This window comes from Cupriavidus sp. 86D6 (assembly GCF_057815095.1).
Window position 1 is genome coordinate 164,522 of sequence record NZ_JBYPSB010000007.1, and the last position, 19,600, is coordinate 184,121.

20 protein-coding genes are annotated in these 19,600 nt (G+C 67.0%); 10 read left to right on the forward strand and 10 right to left on the reverse strand.

What is annotated here, in order from left to right:
* From AC3G88_RS18445 to AC3G88_RS18470, 6 genes are all read right to left on the reverse strand, one after another.
* Complete coding sequence (locus AC3G88_RS18445; protein ID WP_488893758.1) at nucleotides 1–1,233, reverse strand: pilus assembly protein; 1,233 nt, start codon at nucleotides 1,231–1,233, stop codon at nucleotides 1–3.
* 27 nt (nucleotides 1,234–1,260) lie between these two features.
* The gene (locus AC3G88_RS18450) at nucleotides 1,261–2,601 is read right to left on the reverse strand and encodes a type II and III secretion system protein family protein (RefSeq protein WP_488772388.1); all 1,341 of its coding nucleotides are present in this window, start codon (nucleotides 2,599–2,601) and stop codon (nucleotides 1,261–1,263) included.
* 94 nt (nucleotides 2,602–2,695) lie between these two features.
* Nucleotides 2,696–3,670: a Flp pilus assembly protein CpaB gene (gene cpaB / locus AC3G88_RS18455; RefSeq protein ID WP_488772330.1), complete on the reverse strand. Its 975-nt coding sequence runs from the start codon at nucleotides 3,668–3,670 to the stop codon at nucleotides 2,696–2,698.
* Nucleotides 3,671–3,676: 6 nt separating this feature from the next.
* Nucleotides 3,677–4,138: a TadE/TadG family type IV pilus assembly protein gene (locus AC3G88_RS18460; RefSeq protein WP_487522479.1), complete on the reverse strand. Its 462-nt coding sequence runs from the start codon at nucleotides 4,136–4,138 to the stop codon at nucleotides 3,677–3,679.
* A gap of 372 nt (nucleotides 4,139–4,510) precedes the next feature.
* Nucleotides 4,511–4,702 (reverse strand): Flp family type IVb pilin, encoded by a 192-nt coding sequence (locus tag AC3G88_RS18465; protein WP_488772331.1) that lies wholly within the window; start codon nucleotides 4,700–4,702, stop codon nucleotides 4,511–4,513.
* A 433-nt stretch (nucleotides 4,703–5,135) separates the two neighbouring features.
* Nucleotides 5,136–6,308 (reverse strand): collagen-like triple helix repeat-containing protein, encoded by a 1,173-nt coding sequence (locus tag AC3G88_RS18470; protein ID WP_488772332.1) that lies wholly within the window; start codon nucleotides 6,306–6,308, stop codon nucleotides 5,136–5,138.
* A gap of 650 nt (nucleotides 6,309–6,958) precedes the next feature.
* On the opposite strand from AC3G88_RS18470, the gene AC3G88_RS18475 reads away from it, so the two are divergent.
* Together AC3G88_RS18475 and AC3G88_RS18480 are read left to right on the forward strand one after the other, a co-directional pair.
* Entirely contained in the window at nucleotides 6,959–8,392 is a 1,434-nt protein-coding gene (locus tag AC3G88_RS18475; RefSeq protein WP_488772333.1) for a collagen-like triple helix repeat-containing protein, read from the forward strand.
* Between the two features lie 135 nt (nucleotides 8,393–8,527).
* Nucleotides 8,528–10,204, forward strand: coding sequence for a ShlB/FhaC/HecB family hemolysin secretion/activation protein (locus tag AC3G88_RS18480; RefSeq protein ID WP_488772334.1), 1,677 nt, complete (start codon nucleotides 8,528–8,530; stop codon nucleotides 10,202–10,204).
* Nucleotides 10,205–10,235: 31 nt separating this feature from the next.
* Here AC3G88_RS18480 and AC3G88_RS18485 read toward each other — a convergent pair whose 3' ends face one another.
* A complete protein-coding gene (locus AC3G88_RS18485; protein ID WP_029050801.1) occupies nucleotides 10,236–10,442 on the reverse strand; it encodes a dodecin in 207 nt (68 codons plus the stop codon).
* Between the two features lie 206 nt (nucleotides 10,443–10,648).
* On the opposite strand from AC3G88_RS18485, the gene AC3G88_RS18490 reads away from it, so the two are divergent.
* The 3 genes from AC3G88_RS18490 (at nucleotide 10,649) to AC3G88_RS18500 (ending at nucleotide 12,940) form a co-directional block, all read left to right on the forward strand.
* Nucleotides 10,649–11,257 carry a phospholipase D family nuclease gene (locus AC3G88_RS18490; protein WP_488893759.1) on the forward strand — a complete coding sequence of 203 codons (609 nt, stop codon included), beginning with the start codon at nucleotides 10,649–10,651 and terminating at the stop codon, nucleotides 11,255–11,257.
* Between the two features lie 307 nt (nucleotides 11,258–11,564).
* Nucleotides 11,565–11,984 carry a hypothetical protein gene (locus AC3G88_RS18495; RefSeq protein WP_488772336.1) on the forward strand — a complete coding sequence of 140 codons (420 nt, stop codon included), beginning with the start codon at nucleotides 11,565–11,567 and terminating at the stop codon, nucleotides 11,982–11,984.
* 239 nt (nucleotides 11,985–12,223) lie between these two features.
* On the forward strand, nucleotides 12,224–12,940 hold the full coding sequence (locus AC3G88_RS18500) for a dienelactone hydrolase family protein (RefSeq protein WP_488893760.1): 717 nt from the start codon (nucleotides 12,224–12,226) through the stop codon (nucleotides 12,938–12,940).
* A gap of 79 nt (nucleotides 12,941–13,019) precedes the next feature.
* Here AC3G88_RS18500 and AC3G88_RS18505 read toward each other — a convergent pair whose 3' ends face one another.
* Both AC3G88_RS18505 and AC3G88_RS18510 read right to left on the reverse strand, forming a co-directional pair.
* A complete protein-coding gene (locus AC3G88_RS18505; RefSeq protein ID WP_488772338.1) occupies nucleotides 13,020–13,778 on the reverse strand; it encodes a glycine zipper 2TM domain-containing protein in 759 nt (252 codons plus the stop codon).
* A 136-nt stretch (nucleotides 13,779–13,914) separates the two neighbouring features.
* Nucleotides 13,915–14,382, reverse strand: coding sequence for a MarR family winged helix-turn-helix transcriptional regulator (locus AC3G88_RS18510; protein ID WP_488772339.1), 468 nt, complete (start codon nucleotides 14,380–14,382; stop codon nucleotides 13,915–13,917).
* A 189-nt stretch (nucleotides 14,383–14,571) separates the two neighbouring features.
* Between AC3G88_RS18510 and AC3G88_RS18515 the strand changes: the two genes are divergently transcribed.
* Together AC3G88_RS18515 and AC3G88_RS18520 are read left to right on the forward strand one after the other, a co-directional pair.
* Nucleotides 14,572–15,123 (forward strand): YggT family protein, encoded by a 552-nt coding sequence (locus AC3G88_RS18515; protein ID WP_488772340.1) that lies wholly within the window; start codon nucleotides 14,572–14,574, stop codon nucleotides 15,121–15,123.
* A gap of 198 nt (nucleotides 15,124–15,321) precedes the next feature.
* A complete protein-coding gene (locus AC3G88_RS18520) occupies nucleotides 15,322–15,594 on the forward strand; it encodes a hypothetical protein (RefSeq protein WP_488772341.1) in 273 nt (90 codons plus the stop codon).
* Between the two features lie 138 nt (nucleotides 15,595–15,732).
* Here the strand turns inward: AC3G88_RS18520 and AC3G88_RS18525 are convergent, their stop codons facing one another.
* On the reverse strand, nucleotides 15,733–16,644 hold the full coding sequence (locus AC3G88_RS18525; RefSeq protein WP_488772342.1) for a LysR family transcriptional regulator: 912 nt from the start codon (nucleotides 16,642–16,644) through the stop codon (nucleotides 15,733–15,735).
* Nucleotides 16,645–16,884: 240 nt separating this feature from the next.
* Between AC3G88_RS18525 and AC3G88_RS18530 the strand changes: the two genes are divergently transcribed.
* The 3 genes from AC3G88_RS18530 (at nucleotide 16,885) to sorB (ending at nucleotide 19,569) form a co-directional block, all read left to right on the forward strand.
* On the forward strand, nucleotides 16,885–17,706 hold the full coding sequence (locus AC3G88_RS18530) for an IclR family transcriptional regulator (protein WP_400395673.1): 822 nt from the start codon (nucleotides 16,885–16,887) through the stop codon (nucleotides 17,704–17,706).
* A 241-nt stretch (nucleotides 17,707–17,947) separates the two neighbouring features.
* Nucleotides 17,948–19,195, forward strand: a complete 1,248-nt coding sequence (gene sorA / locus AC3G88_RS18535) for a SorA family sulfite dehydrogenase catalytic subunit (protein WP_488772343.1) — start codon at nucleotides 17,948–17,950, stop codon at nucleotides 19,193–19,195.
* Between the two features lie 11 nt (nucleotides 19,196–19,206).
* Nucleotides 19,207–19,569 (forward strand): SorB family sulfite dehydrogenase c-type cytochrome subunit, encoded by a 363-nt coding sequence (gene sorB, locus AC3G88_RS18540; protein WP_488772344.1) that lies wholly within the window; start codon nucleotides 19,207–19,209, stop codon nucleotides 19,567–19,569.
* The last annotated feature ends 31 nt before the right edge of the window (nucleotides 19,570–19,600 follow it).

Sequence of the window (19,600 nt, forward strand, 5' to 3'; positions counted from 1 at the left end):
TCAGTTCCCCGCCCGTGCGACGCGCGCAACACGCAACGCCTCGGGCAGCTTCTCCTTGATCCGGGCCAGGATGCCGCGCTCGGAAGCCTGTTCCGTGCGGTAGCCCAGCCGTTCCATGAGCGCACCCACGGCGCGCACGTAGGGGTCGGCCGGTGCGGCCTCGGCCAGCACCGCGCCGCGATTGGCGGCCTGCACCAGCGCCGCGCGCCGGTCGGGCAGCGTATCGACCGTTGCCACGCCGATGCGCTCGGCGATCTGCGCCGCATCCACGCCCAGTTCGGGATCGAAGCGCGACACCATCAGATGCAGGTCGGGGCGGTCGATCTCGCGCTTCTTCAGCTCGTGCAGCAGTTCCGCGGCCGAGACGATGGCACCCACGCTCTGCTCGGCCACCATCACCACGGCATCGGCGGCCTTGACGATCTGCGACATGAACTCGGCATTCGAAAATCCGCCCAGATCGATCACCTGGAGGTCGAAAAACGCACGCAGGCGGTCCAGCAGCGCCAGCGCCTCGGAAAACGACACATCGCGCAGTTCGGCCAGCGCGGCCGGCAGCGGCAGCACCGACACCCCGCTGACATGCCGTGCCAGCGCGGTATCGACGAACACCTGGTCAAAGCGGCGCAGGTTGCGCACGGCCTCGACGAAATGGAATTCGGGCGCGATGTTCATGTAGAGCGCGCCGTCGCGCACGGGCAGCCCCAGGTCCAGCAGCAGCACCTCGGCCGGCGGGCCAGCCCCTTCGCGGTGGCGCACGCTCGCGGCCAGGTTCACGGCCAGCGTGCTCACGCCGACACCGGGCCTGGCCCCCAGCAGCGCCACGATCTTGCCGTGCCGGTGCGTGGGCGTCACGGGCCGCACCTGGGCGCGGGGCACCATCAGCCGCCGCACGGCGTCGGTGGCCTGTGCCGGCGCACCGCGCAGGTCGATGAAGTCGCGCACGCCGGCGCGCAGTGCGGCCAGCATCGCTTCCGGTTCGCCGGCATTGCCGATGGCCACCAGCGGCAGTTGCGGAAACAGCCGCGCCACCTGTTCGGCCAGCCGGGCCGAGGCCTCGGCATGCGGCGCGCCGAAGTCAAGGAAGACCAGCCCGGGACGCACGGCGCCGACCTGCTCGATGATGGCTTCCTGTGCCCCGTCTTCGGCCACCAGCGTGCCGGCGCCGCCCAGCGCCTGGTCCAGCCACTGGCGCAGGGTCTCGCGCCGGGTGTTCAGCAGGAAGGCATCCATCCTCGTCACTCGCTCCATCTGCCGCCGCTACCGCGAAAAACCCGGCAGGGTCGGATCTGCGTACTCGCCCAGCACGAAGCGCCCCCAGACATTGGGGCTGGCGCTCGTGCGGCCGTCATTGGCCACGTTCGCCGCGGCCTGGGAATCCCGCGCTAGCGGTTTCACCAGGCGCGGCGTGACCACGATCATCAGTTCGCGGTCCTCCTGGTGGAAGTTCAGGTTCTTGAAGAAGCTGCCGATGATCGGCAGGTCCCCCAGGAACGGCACCTTGCTCACGTTGCTGACCGTGTTGCGGCTGACCAGCCCGCCAATCACGAAGCTTTCGCCGTCGCCCAGTTCCACCGTGGTATCGGCGCGCCGCGTGACAATGGCCGGCACCGACGCCCCATTGATGCTGATGCCGCGCGACGGATCGAGATCGCTGGCCTCGGGCGCCACCTTCAGCGCGATGCGCGACTTCGACATCACCGTCGGCGACACCGTCAGGCCGATACCGAATGGCTTGAACTGGATCGTCGTGGTGCCCAGCGCCTGCGGCACCGGGATGGGGATCTCGCCGCCCGCCAGGAAGCTCGCGCTCTGGCCCGACAGCGTCACCAGGCTTGGCTCGGCCAGCACCCTGACCAGGCCATTGCTTTCCAGCAGGCTCAGGTTGGCGAAGATGCCCTCCTTGGCCCAGGCCGCCACCAGGTTGAACGCGCTGCTCATCGGCAACGCGCTTTCGAAAGACGGCGACGGGCCGATCGTGGCCTTTGTCAGCGACGTCGGGCTGAACTGCCCGAACGTGAAGCCGCCGCTGCTCTTGACGAAATTGAGCCCGACCTCCTTCAGCACGGTCTTGCTGATCTCCACCACCTTCACATCGACTTGCACCGTGTTCGACACCGGCACCACCGAGCGGTCGATCACCACGCCGCCCTTGCCGTCCGCCCCGCCGACCGCCGCCCGCGCCGCCTGCTGCGTGCGCGCGGCGGTGGCGGCGTCGTGCGATTCGCCCCGGATGGTGGCGCCAGCGGCGGACAGGTCCACCTGAGCGCCGTCGGCATCCGGGGCCACCGCGTCCACCTGCACGCTGTAGGTCACCGGCGCCGCGTTCCGGCTCCAGACCATCATGTCGGTCACGCCCGGCTGTTTCGCCACCACCAGCACGGTGGGCGCGCCATGGCGCTGCTTGAGCAGCAGTGCATCGGCCACGGCGGGGTTGCCCACGGCCACGCGCTCCAGCGCCTGTCCCGGCCTGATCTCCTGCTGGGCGCCGGCCATCAGGCGCAACGTGCGCGCGGCGGGCGGCGGTCCGGCGTCCTGCGCCATGGCCGGATGCATCGCCCCGGCCAGCACGGCCGCCATCGAGACGGCGGCCGTCATCATCGCGGCCCATCCGCGGTGGATACGATCGGCGTCGATCTGGCGCGCGCGCGCCCGTTCACGGTCTGTCGTCAATGTGGGCATGCCGTGTCGTCCGCTATTCGATCGCTCGCTTGCCGGCGCGGATCACTTCCACGCCGTTGTTGTTGTCGGGGGTTTCGCGTCGTGGCGCCGAGGCTGTCAGTGATGCCATCGGCTGCGCGGTTGCGCGCATGGACGGTGCGGGGGCCAGCGTGCGCGGCGCGGTGTTGCCCGCATGCGCCTGGCCGACCAGTCCGGCCAGGCTCATGCCGGCCGCGGCCTTGTCCACGGGCGCGCGTTCGGCTTCCGGCGGCACGCCGGCGCGGGCCTGCAGCACGGTGGGCGGTTCGGCGAACATGCCGTCGCTGGGCATCGATGCATCCGACGGATTGCGCAGCGCCAGCACCAGCCGGCCGGCCTGTTGCGCCATGGCCAGCTTGCCGACCTGATCCACCGGCACGGATAGCACGGCCGTCTTCGCGCCGTCGCGGCGGGCCATCATCTGTTCGCCCTGCACCTGGCGTGAATCGTTGACACTGCCATTGCCGTACGCCAGCACGCGCAGGCGCGACAGCAGCAGGCGCGTCTGGCTTTCGGCAATCTCCTGGTTGTCGCGGCGCAGGATCACGAACACATCGACAAAGTCGCCGGGCTGCACCTGATGGCCCACGCCGACCGCCTCGTCCACCGACACGGCCAGCGCACGGTCGCCCTCCGGAATCTGCCGCGCCAGCCCGGACAGCAGTTGTCCTTCCAGCACCGGCACGTTGCTGCCCAGGTTCACCACCGGCACCTGCCCGACCACGCGGGCCGCGTCCTGGTAGGCGCCGGCCGGCTCGATTGGCAGCTGCATGACCGCGAGCGCGTCGGCGGTCAGGGGCTTGCCGGCTTCCACGGCTCGCGTGGTGACCACCACGGCATGGGTCGGGGCGGTGCGCGCAGCAGGGATCGGCACCGCCTGCTGGCGTGCCACCTGCCACGCCAGCAGCGCGAGCAGTCCGGCCAGTATCAGCAGGACGGTGGCCAGGATTCGAATCTGTTTGCTGCTCATGTGTCCTCAGGTATCGGGAGAGAGCTGGACCACCGCGACGCCGGTCAGCGATGCGGGCACTGGCACGAACGGCACCACCGGGAGGAACGTTTGCGTGGGGAGATCGAGCGTGACCTGCACGCACTGGGTGCCGGGCGGCGCGCTGCAGGCCACGGCCTGGGCCAGGGAGCCTGCCGCGAATCGGTTGGCGATATTGGGGGGCAGCGTGCTGCGCGCGGCCAGGTCGGCGGCGATGACCCGCTGGGCGAGCGTGGTCGCCAGCGTGCCGCCGTTCGCGGTGAGCGGATAACGCAAGGCAGCCCGCGCACCTTCCTCGGCGGCGAGCGTCAGGACTTGCTGCAGGGCCAGCACCATGCCGTAGTAGACGATGCCAAGCACTACCGCAAACAGCAGCGGAAACACTATCGCGAACTCGATTGCGGCCACTCCGCCTGCGCGGCGCCGGTTCGCGTTCCCCCGTAATGCCATGCTTCACCCGGTTTTTTTTCAACTTGCCTGCATTGGCGACACACGACACCGCGCGGCGGGCACCGGCATGGCTGCGCGGTGCCCGCTGCGGCGTGCCCGACCGGGCTGTGCCGTACTACGTTACGCGACTTGGAACCACTCTTACCGTTCTAGCCCGGCCGTCCATATGCCTACCTGCGGCCAGTGCCTACCGCTACCACTTGTGCCACTGCGTTGCCGACGGGCGTGCAGACGCCCGCCGCGGCTGGCATGGCTGCCAGCACGGTGCTCTGGTAAATGGTGTGGAGACGTCAGGTCAGCACGAAAGACGCCATGCGGGATGCACGGACGCCGCTTATGCTTTCCGGATGGTCAGGCGGATGTGTCGGCAGGTCAGGTGCCGTTGTTCTTCGCGAACATGGTGGTGACCCGGGTGGCAAGGCCGCTGAAGCCGTCGCTGATCCCTGTGCCGAGGGCCTGTGCGCCCACGACGATGCCTAAAGCAATCAGGCCCACGATCAGGCCATATTCGATGGCAGTGGCGCCGCGTTGGGTCTTGCGATGACGCGCCAGATTCTTTTGCATGATGTTCACTCCCGAAAGTGCGTAACCCCTGCATGGATCCCCAGCAATACGCTCCTGACCCCGATCCGACTGCCATCTGTATGAACTGCGACTGTGGCTTTATTGTGCTTTTTGCGCTGGTGGATACATTTATAAGACAGGCTTTGTTTCAACCATACCCCCCATTCGGGCTAATGGTTGTCCCAGCTTAAAGTGGGACAGACGTTTGAAACAATGCGGCCGCCTTCCTCCATCGGGAGGAAATCATTCGAATTGTTAAAGAGCGCGCAACAAATGAAGCGTGCCGTGCGGCGCCCTGCACGCAGTCATGCAGGGCGGCCTCACGGCACGAAATAAAAGGATGCGCCGCGCGGGGTAAGGACGACAGCGCACCGTAAATTAGCCGGGGCGGTTGACAGGGAAAATCCCGACGTCTTCCGCGTTGTATTTCAGATCAATGGTGCGTCAGCCCGCCAAGCAGGCCGGTGACGGGTGCCAGCGGACTGCTGCCGCTGGACGAGCCGGCGCCGCTGGCCGCGCTGGTCAGTCCGCCGGTGACCGTGCCCAGCAGTCCGGTGACCGGCGCCAGCGGATTGCTGCCGCCCGAGCCCCCACCTGCCGCGCCACCTGCCGCACCCCCCACCGTGCCGAGCAGGCCGGTCACGGGCGCCAGGGGATTGGTGCCCGATGTGCCGCCGGCAGCCGCGTTCAGGGGCAGGTTGTTCAGCAGGCCACCCAGCGGATTGCCGCCGGCGCTGCCATTGCCGTTGAGCAGCACGCCTGCCACCGCCACGGTCTTGCCCGCTTCGTTGACGACGCCGCCGAGCGGCGACACCACCGGCGTGTTGGTGTTGGCGATCATGCTGCCCGCCGTGGCCACCGTGTTGCCGACCTGGGTCAGCAGGTTATCGACCGGCACACCCAGCCCCGTGGCCGCGCCTACGGTCTGCGTGGCGTTGGTCAACTGCGTGGTCAGCGGCACGATGGCCTTGCTGGTGCTGTCCGTCAGTTGCGCGACCGGCCCGGTTGACAGCGCGTCGCCCAGCTTGCCGCCGAGGCTCATCACCCCTGCCCCCACGGTCTGCACCACGCCGCCGGCGGGATTGGTCACGGGCGCCAGCGGCGACAACTGGTCGCTACCCAGCGCCTTGACGAGGCTGCCCGTGCTGACCACCGTGGCGCCGGCCTGCGTCACGACATTGCCGGTGTTGGCAACGGTCACGCCCACCGGGTTGTCCACCGCGCCAATCTGGCCCAGGCCATCGCGCACCCCCGCGCCGAGCGTGGCAACGGTCTCGCCGGTCTGGATCACCACATCGCCGGTCGCGTTCTTCGCCGTAGCGGGTACCAGCGGCACGCTGGTGTCCTTGATCTGCTGGCCGATCTGGCTCACCGCGTTGCCGGTGGATACCACGGTGTTGCCCGCGCCTTCCACCACCTTGCCCGTGGGCGTGGTTTCGGCGGTGGGCTGCGGATTCGTCGTTCCCGGATTGGTCGGCGGGGACGGCGTGCGCGGATTGGCACCGCCGCTGGAACCGCCCGAGGCGCAGCCGGCCAGCAACGTCACCGCTGCGGCACAGGCAATCGCCATCACGTTGAGAGGGCGCGTCTGCTTGATTGCATGCATGTCCAAATCTCCTGAGTTTGTTCTTTGCGAGTCCGCTGTCTTCATGTCCGCGCTGCGCACGCGCTTCGCCGCGACCCGGTCGGCGATCTGGTTCGTCTGGCGTGGCTGCGGACCGATAGCGCAAACGGTGTGCCAGCCTCAATCGCATGTTCGATACGGGCGCTGGATGCGGGGGACTGCAGGGCTGGAACCCGTTGTGGCGCAAGGCTTTCGGGGATGCGGGCCGGCCACTTCGACCGCCGCCGGATACGTCGTGCCGGACGGCGTGGTGGTGTTACGTGCTACGTAACGTGTTCCCGGCGGGCGTTACGCCGGACGGCCCCGGACGCGGGGCCAGGACAGGCGCTGTGGCACGGCCATGTCACCGCCCATGTCACGCGACGTTACGTAACGCGTAACGCCAAACACGGGCCGCGCCACCACCGCGCGCTTCATGCGCGCGTTTGATCCATTTGCCGCAAAGCCTTGCCACACGGGCGTTTGCGCACCGCACCCCCTGCTTTGGCATGGCGTGGCCGGCCATGGCCGGCGTCACTGGCACACCGCTTGCGCAATACAACGCAGCCACGGCACGTCACGCAAAAGCTCGCAACGAAGCGGCATGCGATACGTGAACCAGGGTCGGGAACATTAAAAAAAAGGAAAAGGTCATGCGCACACGCAAACATTCCGCGAAGCAACTGGTCGTGACGGCATTGCTGGGGTCCATGCTGGTGCTGGCGGGCTGCGCCAGCGGCAGCGGTTCGACGTCGATGGGCACCAGCGGCACCAGCGGCACCGGCAGCTCGGCCGGCAACGCGGCCAATACCAGCGGCACTGGCGGCACTGGCGGCACTGGCGGCACAGGCGGAACCGGTGGCACCGACGCCGCCAACAACGGTGGCACGAACAACAACGGCGGCGGCGGAAACAACAACAACGGTGGCGGTGGTGGCACCGCCGCGCTGACGCCCACCAGCGCCATCGTCAGCAACGCGGGCGGCATCGTCAATGGGGTTGGCAGCACGGTCGGCGGCGTCGGCGATGCGATCAAGGACGCGAACGTGCCCGTGGTGCCGGCGCAGACCAAGGATGGCCTGGCTGGCGTGGTCAGTTCGGTGGGCGACGCGGTCAGCGTGCTCGGCACCGGCGTGCAGTCGGGCCTGGGCAATATGCCCAACGCCAGGAATCCGGTGGGCACCACGGTGGCCAGCACCGGCGGCGTGGTCAGCGACCTGGACAACGCCGTCAGCCATGCCGGCAGCGCGGTCAGCGGCCTGGGCAGCGGCCCGCTGGCACCGCTCGCGGCCGTGACGACGCCGCTGGGCGGCGTGGTCTCGCAAGTGGGCGGTGCAGTCAACAACGTCGGCGGCCAGTTGGGGACCGCGCTGTCGAGCGGCCCCGTGGAACAGCTGACCAGCGGCGTCAGCAAGGCCATCGTGCCGCTGACTTCCACACTGACCAGCGGCACGCAGACACTGGGCGCCGCCACCGGCCTGGGCCAGCCCGTCAACAACCTGCTGGCGACCGTCGGAGGTGCGCTGGCCACGGCGGGCACACAACTGACCCATACGAATACCCCGGTCGTGTCCGGCGTGGGCGGCGTTGTCACGGGCGCCGGCACGACGGTGGCATCGCTTGGCGGCGTGGTGAACAACCCGGCCGGCGGTGCGGCGGGCAGCCCGCTGGCGCCCGTGACCGGGCTGGTCGGCGGCCTGACTGGCGGCCTCACAAGCGCCACCGGCGGCGCGTCCGGCCCGCTGGCGCCGGTTACCGGACTGGTCAGCACTGTCACCAGCGGCCTGGGCAGCGCCACCGGTGGCGGCGGCGCAAGCCCGCTTGCGCCGGTCACTGGCCTGGTCAGCGGCATCACCAACGGCGTGACGGGCGGGGCGGCCAGCACCACGGGCGGCAGCGCCAGCCCGCTGGCACCGGTTACCGGCCTGGTCGCCGGCCTGACCGGCGGCAATGCGCCGGCCAGCGGCACCCCCGCATCGGGCGGCACGGCGGCAGGCACCAAGCCCGCCAACCCGTTGGCGCCAGTCACCGGGCTGGTCGGTGGGCTGGTTGGCGGCCTGACCGGCGCAATCGGCGGCAAGCACTAGTTCCACGGGCGCATACGCGCCCGATCCAAGCAAAGCGTCACGGCCACCCATGGGCGGCGGGGAAGCGGCATCCCCTCCGTCCCGTGGCACGCGACCTCATAGCCGCAATGCAGGTTTACATCGAGGGGTAAGACCATGCGACCACGCAATCGCGTTGCCGCGCTGATGATCAGCGTCGGCGTCATCCATAGCGGCCTGGGCCACGCCGAACGCGGGCCCGTGCAGGGCGATCCCACCCAGACGCTGCCCAGCATCGCGCCAAGCAAGCCGGCGCAATCCAATGTCACCGTGCAGGTGGAACGGCCCGATTCGGCGCTGCAGAACCTGCTGGCCTCGCGGCTTACGCCCCGGCATTTCCAGATCGAGGGCGCGAAGACGCTGCCGTTCGATCAGATCGCGGCCAGGTTCAGCCCGCTGGCCAATCGCGAGATCACCGTCGCGGAACTGCTGCAGGCCGCGGAGTCGGTCACGCAGATGTACAAGGACGCCGGCTATCCGCTGTCGTTTGCCTTCGTGCCGGCGCAATCGTTCGAAAACGGCAACGTCCTGATCACCGTGGTGGAAGGCTACGTGGCCAACGTCACGGTCAAGGGCAAACCCGGTCCGGCGGAGGCGCGGCTGCGCAAGATTGCCGACCAGCTGAAGACAGACCGCCCGCTGCGCCAGGAAAGCTTCGAGCACTATGTCAACGTGCTGGCGCAGCAGCCCGGCATGCAGGTCAACGCCACGGTGCAGCCGCCCACCACCACCGATGGCGCGTGCGACATGGTGCTGGAGGTCAAGCGCAAGCCGTTCACGTTCGGTACGGGTGTCGAATGGATGTCGCCGGGCGTGCGCGCCATCGCCACGGCCACCACCAACAGCCTGACACCGCTGGGCGAGCAGTTGTCGTTCTCCACACTGTTCCCCAAGGGCCGCGACAGCGAGGAGTACTACGCCGCCACCTACGCCCAGCCGCTGGGCACCGAAGGCATGCTGGGCAAGATCACCGCGTCGCACTATCGCGGCGTGCCCGAGAACAGCACGCTGGCCCCGATCGGCTTCAACCCGCGCTACGTGAACGACTCCAAACGGCTGGGCGGCACGCTGAGCTACCCGGTCATCCTGAACAACCGCCACGCGCTGACGCTGACCGGCGGCTTCTATGCCAACAACCAGTTCGAACGCTATACGCAGGCCGTACAGCCCGGCGCAGGCCGCCAGGTGGAACTGTCGACCAGCGTGCGCGTAGCCAGCGCCGAGGCGTCATACCAGCAACGCGGCACAGGCGTGACGCGCAGCGCCACGCTGGGCGTGTACAAGGGCTTCGATGCGCTGGGCGCCGATCGCCAGAACAACTTCAACGACCTGAGCTTCTGGCGCACGCGGCTGCTGGTGTCGCAGGCCAGCGACCTGCCGATGGGCTTCGGCATGGCGCTGTCGGCGGCAGGGCAGTACAGCGGCAACCGCCTGGCGTCGAGCGAGCAGATCAGCTTTGGCGGCCGCTTCTTCGGGCTGGGCTACCCGGCCGGCGAGATCGCGGGCGACAAGGGCTGGGGCGCATCGGCCGAACTGAACCGGCTGTTCGCAGTGGATTTCACGTACCTGAAGACGCTGCAGCCGTTCCTGGCCGCCGACATGGCACGCGTGTACTCGAACAGCGTCTCGCTGTCGCACCGCACGCTGCAGTCGCTGGCCATCGGCCTGCGGTTCTCGGACCGGCGCTACTACACGATGGACGTCTCGCTGGCCCAGCCCGTGGGCGACAAGCCCACCAATGCCAGCCACCGTTCGCCGCGCATCAACCTGCTCTGGTCGTACCAGTTCGATTGAGCGGGGGCCAGCGGGTGGCGCGGCCTGCGCGTCAGGTCACGCGGAAGCCGATCTTCAGCGTGACCTGGAAGTGGCCAACCTTGCCGTCCGTCACATGGCCGCGCGTTTCGACCACTTCGAACCAGTCGATATGCTTGATGGTCTCGCCGGCCTTGGCCAGTGCATTGCGGATAGCCTGGTCGCTGCCATCGGGTGACGATCCGACGATCTCGACGAGCTTGTAGGTGTGGTCGGACATGCGAGGCTCCTTGTATTCGCGATGGATGCGGCGGCACAGCATGCCCCGCCGCGACACGATGCCTTCATCATAGGCACCAGTCGGGTCGAGTCCCAAGGCGCCGCCGCAGTTCCCCAACCCGGCCCGGATGCGTTTCCTGTTGCGAACTGGGCGCATGGCCTGTTACGCTGCCTGCCCTCGATTTCCTGTCACCTTCGCGTAACCCGATGTTTCCTTCCTTGCTCCAATGCAGGCGGCTTGCCACGGCGGGCATGCTCGGCCTGCTGGCCGTCGTGGGCACCGCCCAGGCCCGTACCACCTCGATGTTCGATCGCGCCATCGATACGCTGACCACCCCGCGCGCGCAGACCAGCCAGTTCGCCAGCGGCAGCACGTACACTCTGTGTTTCGTGCCGGACGGCCCGAGCTGCCAGGACATGATCGTCGACGCCATCCACCGCACGCGGCACAAGCTGCTGATCCAGGCTTACTCGTTCACGAGCGCGCCCATCGCCCGCGCCGTGGCCGAGGCGCACCAGCGCGGCGTGGACGTGCGTGTGATCGTCGACAAGAGCCAGGCTTCCGAGCGATATACCAGCGCCACCTTCCTGAAGAACGCGGGGATTCCCGTGGTGGTCGATACCAAACCGGCCATCGCGCACAACAAGGTGATGGTGTTCGACGACCAGGCCGTGTTCACGGGGTCGTTCAACTTCACCAAGTCGGCCCAGGAGCGTAATGCGGAGAACGGCATGCTGATCCGGGGCGACAGCGCGGTGGTCAAGGCATACAGCGACAACTGGCGCACGCGATTCGAGCAGTCGTCGGCCTATTGATCTCCGGCCGGCAAGTTACAGAATTAGAGGGGCGCCATGTGAACGGCGCCTCTCTTTGCGCGCTTCCCGCACGAATAGGGGCAGAACTGCCCGCTGTTCGCGCCACGCCCCAGACTCTTCCCGCAGCAAGATCAGTGAATCGCTGACAGACGCCCCAGGTGCAGTGGTGTGTACTTCAGGTACGTATCCCGAGGATGCGCGACAGGCCATCGTCCGGGCCTGCGTACCTGCCCTGAACCTGCCTCACGGCTGCAATACCTGCATTGGGTACCCGTCGCTCATCCCGTCAACCTGGCAGGAGGAAGCGATGCAAACGCAAAACACGACGATCACTCGACAGGTACGTGTCTGGTGCGCAATCGGCGCCGCTGCGGCGGCGTTGGGCATGGCGGGGTCCGCTCACGCGGACATGAAGACGTCGACGGCCGGCCCGTTCACCTATGTTTGTGGCGGCGTGGCTGCCGACGAACAGGCCGAAATGCGCAGCGAGGCGTCCCAGTACGACATGGGCCTGCTGTTCACGCAGGGCGGCCGCGGAGAATATCTGTCGGACGTCAACGTGAAGCTCATGCGCAATGGCCAGCAGGTGGCCGAGTTCACGGCCACGGGCCCTCGATGCCTGATCAAGGGGCCGCGCGCCGCTTATCAGGTCGTGGCCACTTATGAGGGCACATCCAAGCGCACGACGGTGAGCCCTGGAGAAAAGAATGTGCAGATGCGCTGGTAACCGGCGCGGATGAACAGTCAGTCAAGCAGTCCTGTGCCGCGCCGCTGGCGCGGCCGCCATGCCGGCTACCCCTCCCGCGGGTGCCGGCATATTTTTTTGCCGGTCGGCTACCGGCCAGCCGCGCTGCACGATTGGCGCCGCGGTGGCACACTTGGCAGTCTCTCGCCGATCCCCCGGATCGCGCGGGTCCGGCGCCCGCCCCCCGGCGCCTGCCCTGACAAACCCTGGAGTCTCCCAACATGAGCACCACGCCCAACAGCCGCTGGATCCGTATCGACACCGCCGACGGCAGCTTCGACGCCTATCTGAGCCTGCCGCCCGGCGGCAAGGCCGCCGGCAACCCCGGCATCGTGCTGGTACAGGAGATCTTTGGCGTCAACGAACACATCCGCAGCGTGGCCGACCAGTACGCGGCCGACGGCTACGTGGTGCTGGCCCCGGACGTGTTCTGGCGTTCGGCCCCACGCGTGGAGCTGGGCTACAGCGGCCCGGACCTGGAAAAGGCCATGGAACTGCGCAAGGCCGTGAACCTGGAAGACACGGTGTCGGACGTCGCCGCCACCGTCGAGGCGCTGCGCAAGGAAATTGGCGAAGGCGGCAAGGTGGCCGCGGTAGGCTATTGCTTCGGCGGCCTGGTGTCGTACATGGCCGCGGCGCGCGGACTGGTGGATGCGGCGGTGCCCTACTATGGCGGCGGCATCCAGAACAACCTGCAGGAGGCAGCGGCCCTCAACGTGCCGGTGCAGTTCCACTACGGCGCGCTGGATGCCCATATCAAGCCCGACGATGTGGAGAACGTACGACAGGCCGTGGCCGGCAAGCGAGGCACCGAGGTCTTTGTCTACGACCAGGCGGACCACGGCTTCAACTGCTGGGCGCGCGCGTCGTACCACCAGCGTTCGGCCGCGCTGGCGCATGGCCGCGCGCTGACCTTCCTGGCCAACGCGCTCTCGTAACCGGCCAGACAGTCGAAGACATGCCCGGCCTTGGCGCCGGGCTTTTTTGTTGATGGGTGTGGACGACCGATCCGGTATGTCAGTAGGGCACGGCCGTGCCGTTCTGCACCTTGACACGGTCGCCGATGCGCAGGTTGTAGGGGCTGGCCTGGGTCAGCGTCATATAGGCGTTGTCGTTGGTACGCACGCGCACGCGAAACGCCGGCGGCGTGGTGTGGGTACGCTTTTCCACCTCGTTGCCAGCCAGCGCGCCGGCCACCGCGCCACCGATGGTGGCCACCGTGTTGCCACGCCCGCCGCCGATCTGGTGCCCCAGCAGGCCACCGGCCACCCCGCCCAGTACGGCCCCCACGCCGCTGGCGTTGGCCGGCTGTCCGCCCACCTGCTCGATCGACTCCACCCAGCCGTAACGCACCGCGTAGGGGTCGTTGTAGCCGGCGCTGTTGCCGTAGGTGCCGTCGTAGCTGCCCTGCGCCTGCTGCGGGTAGCCATACTGGTCATAGCCGGGCTGCTGCGGATAGGCGGGCTGCTGGGCCTGCTGCGGGTAGGACGACTGGGGGTAAGCCTGCTGCGGGTACGACTGCTGCGGATAGGCAGGCGCGCCACTGATCTGCGTGCCCGAGGTGCCGTAGGCCGATCCATATCCGGCATTGCCATAGGCACCCTGGTAGCCAGCACCCTGGTAGCCCGTGGTCTGGTAGCCGGTCTGGTAGCCCGTTCCATAGCCATCGCCATAGCCGGCGCCATAAGGTGCGGCGCAACCCGCCAGCGCCAGCGTTCCGGCAGCCACGGCGGCCAGTGCAAGCGTGCGGGCGGCCGGGCGAATCGTGATGGACATGATGGGGACTCCTGCGACGGTGCGCGTGTTGATATTGCGCGGGAGTCTAGTGCCGCGCCATGCCGGCAGGTGTCACCGGAGATTGTGATGGGTAACCGGCTGTAACGCGGCCGGCCCGACGTGGGAGAGGCGGCGCTCAGCCGCGTTCGGACTCGTCGTCGTTGAAGGCCGTGATGCGCGCCACACGAAACGCGCCACGCAGCGATTCCAGCTCCGCCCGGTGCAGCGCGGCCAGCCGGTTCAGGCAACGCTCGCCCTTGGCCAGCAGATGGATCTGCACCACGCGGCGGTCGTGGGGATCGGTCCGGCGCGTGACCAGTCCGGCGGCTTCGCAGCGGTTGACCAGCGCCACCACGCCGTGCTGCTTCGCCTGCAGCCGCTCGGCCAGCTCGCCCACGGACGCCCAGTTCTTGTCGCGGCTGCCCCGGATATGCAACATCAACAGGTATTGCTGCACGGTCACGCCTTCGGCCTGCGCGGCATCCTCGGAAAACCGCAGGAAGCGGCGCAACTGATACCGGAAATCGGACAGCGCCTCGAAGTCATGCTTGCTCAATACGTTGGCATCGTTCGAAGACTTCGCGGGAGCGGTCGGGCGGGGCATGGGCGGGGAGGCGGCTGCGCGTGCGGTATCGGACAAGGCGCCCATTATATGGGGGGCATGGCCGCGCCCGATGCGATGACACGCATGGCACCCCTATTTTCCACGGGGCCAGGGCAGCGGGGTATGGCAGAATCTGTGCGGTCGTCGACACCCTGTCGCCCTCTAACGTATTCAAGGGAAATCCGCCCGATGTTCACGGAAATCATCCTCTTCCTGCTCGATACCGTCTTTACGCTCTTCGGCATGGCACTGCTGCTGCGGCTGTGGATGCAACTGACCCGCCTGCCATCGCGCAATCCGGTCTCGCAGGGGGTGTTCCAGGTCACAGACTGGCTCGTGCGCCCGCTACGCCGCATCATTCCGGGCCTGGGCGGCATCGACTGGGCCACGGTGCTGGCCGCCTACCTGACCGCCGTGGTGTTCCTGGTGTGCCGCGCGCTGGTGCTCGATGCCGATCCGCTGGCGTTCCTGCCCGTGATCCTTGGCCTGGCCGTGCTGAACCTGCTGAAGTGGGGCATCAGCATGGTGATGTGGGTCACGCTGCTCATGGCGGTGCTGTCGTGGGTCAATCCGCAATCGCCGCTGGCCGGCCCGATCTGGCACCTGACGGCGCCGCTGCTGCGGCCGATCCAGCGCGTGATGCCGCGCCTGGGCGGGTTCGACATGTCGCCGCTGGTGCTGTTCGTCATTGCCCAGATCTTGCTAATGCTGATCGCCGGCGTTAGCCGTGGCGTAGTGTAAGCAACCACTAACCTTGCATCGCTGTACGGTGGCGGCGCGCCACCGTACCACAAAATGTATCCCTAGGGTTAACCCCTAATGTCCAGACGGCTGGACAGTCTGTCGAGGATTCGCCCTTTTTCGTGCGCCTGTCGACGCCTACATTACAGCCACCGCGGGCCCACCGCGATCTCTGCCAATAAGTAGGAACAGCACACCATGAAGACCCTCGCCCTCTCCCTGCTCTGCGCCATCGGCCTGTCGGCTGGCGCCACCGCCGCCCAGGCTGCGCAACCCCTGTCGGACCTGGCTCGCCTGGACGGCAGCATCGGCCGCAAGATCGATCCGTACCTGGACGGCGCCCGTAGCGTGACCGAAAAGCGTGACGTGTATTCGGAAGGCGCCCGCTCGGTGACCGAAAAGCGCGATGTGTACTCGGAAGGCGCCCGTGGCGTGACCGAGAAGCGCGACGTGTACAGCGAAGGCGCCTAAGTCCTCACCCGCTGCAGCGGCTTCGCCTTTCCCCCAAAGGCGAAGCAGGCCCGGGGCACGCTCCCCCGCGTTCCGCCGGGCCACCTTCCCTACCCCGCTCTCCCGCGTTCCCCCGTACCGCATCCCTCGCCGGGCCAGTTACTGTCCCAGCGCGTCAAGCTCCGCGCCCATCATCGATTCGATGGCTTCCATGAAGGCCCGCACCTTGCGCGGCTGGAGCCGCCGGTCAGGCAGCAAGGCAAACACCCTCAACGGCGGCAACGGGTAATCGGGCATCACCCGAACCAGCCTGCCCTGGGCGATCTCCGTTTCCGCAGCCGTCATCGGCACCCGCGCGATCCCCAGGCCCGCCAGCGCGGCCTGCATGCGCAGTTCGGCGTTGTACGTCTGCATGCGCGGCCGGATCGGCACCGGAATTCGCCGGCCGTCGCGCGAAAATTCCCATACCGACGCACCGGGCGTGGCCAGCGTCGGCATGTTGGACAAGTCTTCGGGCTGCATCTGCGCCGGCAGGCTGGCTGCCAGGCTGGGGGCCGCCACCAGCCCGCGCTCCACATGCCAGATGCGTCGCGCGATGGTGCCGGAATCGGGTAGATCGGTGTCCACGGTCACGAAGGCGATGTCATAGCCTTCCCGGATCGGATCGACCAGCCCCTGGGCAATTTCCACCGTGATATCCAGCGCGGGATGGGCGGCCAGCGTGCGGCAGATGACGCCGCCCAGCTGCTGCGCGCCGAATTCGTAGGGCGTCGCAATGCGCAGCATGCCCTGCACGCGTTCCTCGCGTGCCAGCGTTTCCTGGCGGATTTCACGCAGCCGGGCGAACAGCGGCGCCACGTCGCGATAGACGGCGCCGCCGGCATCGGTCAGCCGCATGCGACGCGTGGTGCGTTCCAGCAGCTTGGCGCCGATGGCGGTTTCCAGCCGGATCACCGCCGCGGACACGCGCGATTTCGGGCAGTCCAGGGCCGCGGCCGCTGCCGTGAACGTGCCCTGCTCCACCACGCTGCAAAATGCCTCCCAATCATTCCACTGGATTGTCTCGCTCACCGAACCCATTCCCTTGTATGACACTGTTGTCGTGGCCGCCCGTCGTGGCCGCCTTGTCGACGGCATCTGCCGCGCCGGACGGCCGCACATTATGCGGTAGACAGATTCGTCTCGTCAGTGCCACCGATAGTTCCACGCGGCCTGTGGCACTGCGGTAAAGGTTGCTCCGGACTGGCAAAGCAGGCACATTTCCTCTACCCTTTCGGCCTTTCCGAGGCTTTCCGAACTTTCCCAGACCCCATGGCGCATCCTGCCGATTCCGCTACGTCCCGTGCGCCCGCCGCCGGTACGACCGAAAAGCCGAGCGACAGCTATGTGCAGTCATTTGCGCGTGGCCTGTCGGTCATTCGCGCGTTCAACGCCAGCCATCCGGCCCAGACGCTGACCGAAATCGCCCAGGCGAGCGGCCTGACCCGGGCCGGCGCGCGGCGCATCCTGCTGACGCTGGTGGGGCTGGGCTACGTGCAGAACGACGGCCGGTTGTTCCGGCTGACGCCCAAGATCCTGGACCTCGGGTTCGCCTACCTGACCTCGATGCCGTTCTGGAACCTGGCCGAGCCGGTCATGGAGGCGCTCTCGCAATCGGTCCACGAAAGCTGTTCGATCTCCGTGCTCGACGGCACTGAAATCGTTTATGTACTACGCGTGCCGGCCCGCAAGATCATGACGATCAACCTGTCGATCGGCAGCCGGCTGCCGGCCTACTGCTCGTCGATGGGCCGCGTGCTGCTGTCCGGACTCGACGACGCCGAACTCGACCGCGTGCTGCAGGCGTCGGACCTGCAACCGCGTACCCGCCGCACCGTCACCGATATCGCCGCGCTGAAATCGCTGATCGCCGATATCCGCACCCGTGGCTGGGCCCAGAACGACCAGGAGCTTGAGGAAGGCCTGGTGTCGCTGGCCGCCCCGATCCGAAGTCGCACCGGCCAGGTCATCGCCGCGCTGAACATCAGCGGCCAGGCCAATCGGACCAGTGCACAGGAAATGACCGACCAGTTCCTGCCACCGTTGCTGGAAGCCGCCGAGAAGATTTCGGCGATGGTCAGTTTGCGGACCTGACCCGCCGCCCCCTTCGTTCGATCCCCGCCCTTTTTCCAGCGCACCGGGCCCTTCCTGGTGACGCGGGACATTCCTGCGCGTCTCCATGGCATCCGGGCGCTTTTGCATTCGACACATCGGATTTTCCGGTCAGCCATAGCGAAATAACTTGTTTCGCCAATATGGCGCACTACGATTACGCTCAACGGCTCCGACACCGATAAAAAATGCGGCCGATCCCGGCTGCCCGCGAGGAGACAAAATGGCCAGGAAACCCACAAGAGGCGACATCGATCCACGGCGTCGCGGCGTGCTGATGGGCGGCGCTGCCCTGACGCTGCAGGCGTCGCTCGGATTTACCGCCACGCGCGCCTTGGCCGCGGCCAATACCACCGAAATGCCATTCGAAAACGGGCATCGCGAACTGGTGGCATTTCCGCAAAAACGGCCGCTGATCCTGCTGACCAACCGCCCCCCGCAACTCGAAACGCCATTCGAGGTATTTGGCGAGAATGTGATCACACCGAATGACGCGTTTTTCGTTCGTTATCACTGGAGCGGCATTCCCACATCGATCGACGCATCGACGTATCGCCTGAATATTGACGGCCATGTGTCGCGCCCCGTGTCGCTGAGCCTGCAGGACTTGCGAAAGCTGGGCAACCCCGTGGAAATCGTCGCGGTCAACCAGTGTTCGGGCAATGGCCGCGGTTATTTTTCACCGCGCGTCAATGGCGGCCAACTGGGCAATGGCGCGATGGGGAATGCGCGCTGGACGGGTATCCCGCTGCGCACCGTGCTGGAAAAGGCCGGCATCAAGGCCGGCGCCGTGCAGGTCAGTTTCGACGGGCTGGACCGCCCGCCGCTTGAAAACGGCCCGGACTTCGTCAAGGCGCTGTCGATGGACCATGCCATGGACGGCGAGGTCATGCTGGCCTGGGCCATGAACGGCAAGGATCTGCCGATGCTGAACGGCTACCCGCTGCGGTTGGTCGTGCCCGGCCATTACGGCACCTACTGGGTCAAGCACCTGTCGCACATCGCGGTCCTGGACAAGCCCTTCGAGGGCTTCTGGATGAACCCCGCCTATCGTATTCCGGCCAACGACTGCGCCTGCGTGGCACCGGGTACCGCACCGGCCAGCACCGTGCCGATCGGCCGGTTCAACGTCCGCTCCTTTATCACCAGCCATATGCCGGGCAGCTTTATCAGGTCCGGGCAGCCGACCGTGGTCAAGGGCATTGCATTCGACGGTGGCCATGGCATTGCCGAAGTCGCATTTTCCGACGACGGCGGCACCAGCTGGCGCTCCGCCGAACTGGGCAAGTACCTGGGCCGTTATTCGTTCCGCGAGTGGAGTATCGCTTTTCAGCCGACGCGAAAGGGAGAATTCGATTTGCGAGTGCGTGCCAAAACGCGATCGGGAGACATCCAGCCGCTGACGGCAACCTGGAATCCTGCGGGATATATGCGGAACGTCGTGGAATCCACGCGCATTCTGGTTGTTTGAGGGGGCCAATCATGAAACCGCACCACACCTTCATGCTGGCCATCGCCTGCGCAATGGCCGTGGCGTCCGGGTCATCGCATGCCCGCCCACTGGAAATCAAGCTGCCGCAGGAAACGGCCAGCTACAAACCCAGCACACTGCCCGGTTATCACCTGGCGCTGCAGAATTGCATGACCTGCCATTCGGCCCAGTACGTATCCACGCAGCCATCGACATCGACCCGCGCGTACTGGGACGCCACCGTCAAGAAAATGAAAAAACCGTTTGGCGCGCCGCTGAAGGACGAGGATATTCCGGCGATCGTGGATTATCTGACGAAGACTTACGGGGCGGAACAGGTGCAGGGGACATCGAACGCTGCTGTAACCAAATAGCGAATGCGGGGGCGATCTTTCCACCCCCGCA